The organism is Mycobacterium sp. TH-M15, assembly GCF_057473705.1.
Genome location: NZ_JBYCLB010000013.1, coordinates 1 through 2,755 on the forward strand (window position 1 = coordinate 1; position 2,755 = coordinate 2,755).

At 75.5% G+C, this 2,755-nt stretch carries 1 protein-coding gene and 1 pseudogene; both read right to left on the reverse strand.

The annotated features are described in order from the left end of the window. Window positions 1–264, reverse strand: a pseudogene (locus tag AC2VNT_RS00290) (exodeoxyribonuclease V subunit alpha); the annotation flags it as partial. Then, the coding region (locus AC2VNT_RS00295) for a 3'-5' exonuclease (protein WP_486944960.1) at window positions 261–2,755 on the reverse strand (2,495 nt) is incomplete at its 5' end. The pseudogene AC2VNT_RS00290 and the gene AC2VNT_RS00295, both read right to left, overlap by 4 nt.

Below are 2,755 nucleotides of genomic sequence, written 5' to 3' on the forward strand. Positions count from 1 at the left end.
CTCCGGCAGGCCGGTGTCGGCGGCCACCGCGCGCAGGTCCAGGCAGACCGAGCCGGTGCGCAGCGCCCGCACGGTCAGCGCCACCGCCAGCGCGACCTGCTCGTCGGTCTCCTCGCCGAGCGCACAGAGCCGCTCGGCGGTGTGCACGTCGGCGGCGACCAGCACCCCGGCGTCGTTGAACGCCCGCAGCAGCCCGTGCGCGCCGCGCGCCACCCGGTGCGACAGCGGGTCGGATTCGGGGTCGACGCCGATGCCCGTGCTCATCGGCCGCCCCGCCCGGCGCTGAGCAGGTCGGAGAGCGCGACCACCAGCGCGGCCGGCGGGTGCCAGCCGAACACCCCGGCCGGGTGGCCGTCGACGACCGGGGTCTGTGGCCCGCACATGCCGCGCACGAACAGGTACAGCACCCCGGCCAGGTGCCGCTCCGGCCGGTAGCCGGGCTGGCGCCAGCGCAGGAACCGGTGCAGCACCGCGGTGTACAGCAGCGCCTGCAGCGGATAGTCGGAGTGCAGCATCGCCTCGGTGAGCCGACCGAAGCCGTAGTCGGCGGCGGTGCCGCCGAGCTGGTTGGTCTTGTAGTCGACCACCAGGTAGCGGCGCTCGGGCAGCCGCAGCACCACGTCCAGCGAACCGGAGAGGTATCCGCGCAGCGACTGGTCGCCCAGCCCGGCGGAGAGCAGCCGCTCGGCGTAGCCGGCGAACGGGTCCTCGGCCGGCAGGTGCTCGGCGAGCAGCGCACCCACGTCGGCGACCCGCAGCGGCGGCGCCGCATCGCGGGCGTCGCCGCCGGCCAGCGGAATCTCGAACCCCAGCTCGCGCAGCCGATCCGCCGTCCCGATCCGGCGCAGCGTCAGCCCGCCGGCCAGCGGCCCGAGCGGGGTGTCGTGCATCGGCACCAGCGCCTCGGCCAGCACCGCGGCGTCCACGCCGATCGGCCACCACGGCTCGTGGGCGCGCACCTGGGTGGCCAGCTCGGCGGCGAGGTCGGCGGCGGCCGGATCGGCGGTCTCCAGCACCGCGTGCACCAGCGACCCGAAGGTGGTGCCACCCGGCAGGTCGGCCATCGGGGAGGCCAGGTCGGCGCCGACCGGCGACGGGGCTTCGCCGACGGTCAGCTCGTCGGACTCGTCGTCGCGCCCGGTCTGCTCCGGCTCGCTGCGCACCCCGGGCTGGTCGGCGCCGCGGATCAGCGCCGAGTAGGAGGTGCGCCGCCAGCCGCCGTCGATCTTGCGGTGGAAGTGCCGCACCGCCAGCTCACCGACCGGCCCGGCGGCCACCGGCGGCACGGCGCGGGCGACCACCGAGTCCTCCACCACCGGCCCGCCGGCGGCCTGCCAGGCGTCGAAGACCGCCCGGGCGGCGTCGTCGGAGACTCTCGGCTCGCAGCGGATCGGCACCGCGACATCGCCGACGCTGCGGCCGCGCAGCAGCCGGGAGAGGCCGCCGTTCACCTCGTCGACGCTCGGCGCCCACCAGGCCACCACCTGCGACTGCGCCCGGGTCAGCGCCACGTAGCTGATCCGCAGGTGATCCAGCGCCTCCTCGCGGTGGTGCAGCTCTTCGGCGGTGCGCCGGTCCGGGCTGTTCCTGCCGCCGACGTGCAGGCAGCGCAGCTCGGTGCCGTCGGGTCCGGGCTCGTGGTAGAGCAGGTCGCCCTTGTCGCCGACGTGGCGGCGAAACATGAACGGCAGGTACACGATCGGGAACTGCAGCCCCTTGGCCGCAAACACCGTCATGATCTGCACCGCGCCGGCGTCGCTGTCCAGCCGGCGGGTGCGCTGCACCGCGCCGGCTCGGTCCTCGCGCTGCTTGCGCAGCCAGTCCCGCAGCGCCGGCAGGCCCAGCCGGTCGGTGTGGGCGGCCTCGTGCAGCAGCTGACCGATGTGGGCCAGGTCGGTCAGCTGTCGCTCGCCGCCGCGCCGGCTCAGCACCCGCCGGCCCATACCGGCCAGCTGGGCGGCCTCGAACACCGCCGCGAAGCCGCGCAGCCGGGCGTGGTCGGTCCACTCCCGCACGGTCTGGGCGACCCGGTCGGTGAGCCGGTCGCCGTCGCGGGCCAGGGTTTCGGCGGTCTCGCCGAAGAACATGGTGCAGGCCGCCGCCCGGATCAGCCCGGTGCGGTGCGGAGCGTCGAACGCCTCCAGCAGGCAGAGCCAGTCGTCGGCGGCCGGCGAGGCGAAGACGTCGGTGTCGCCGGTGTAGACCACCGGGATGTCCAGCCGGGTCAGCGCGTCCCGGCACAGCCGGGCGTCCTGGTGCCGCTCGACGATGACCGCGACGTCGCCGGCGCGCACCGGCCGGCCGTCGTAGCTCGCCCCGGAGGCCAGCAGAGCGGCGATGTCGGCGGCCAGGTCGGGTGCGATGTGCTCGCGCAGCCGGTCGATCGGCACGTTCTCGACGCCCTGGTAGCCCACCGTCGGCCGGCCGACCACCCGCAGCCGGAACGGCGCGTTGTGCGGCGCCCCGGCCAGCCGGTGCCCGTCGTGGCGGGCCTCGACAGGCGGCACCACGATCTCGGGGTGGCCCAGCCGGGCGTCGCCGAGCACGGCCTGCAGGGCATCGACGAGCACCTTGTCGCTGCGCCAGTTGACGCCCAGGGTGCGCCGGTCGTCGGCGGCGCGGGCGGCGGCCAGGTAGGTGTAGACGTCGCCGCCGCGGAAACCGTAGATCGCCTGCTTGGGGTCGCCGATCAACACCCGGGTGCCGTGGCCGGTGAACGCGGTGTCGATCACCTGCCACTGCACCGGGTCGGTGT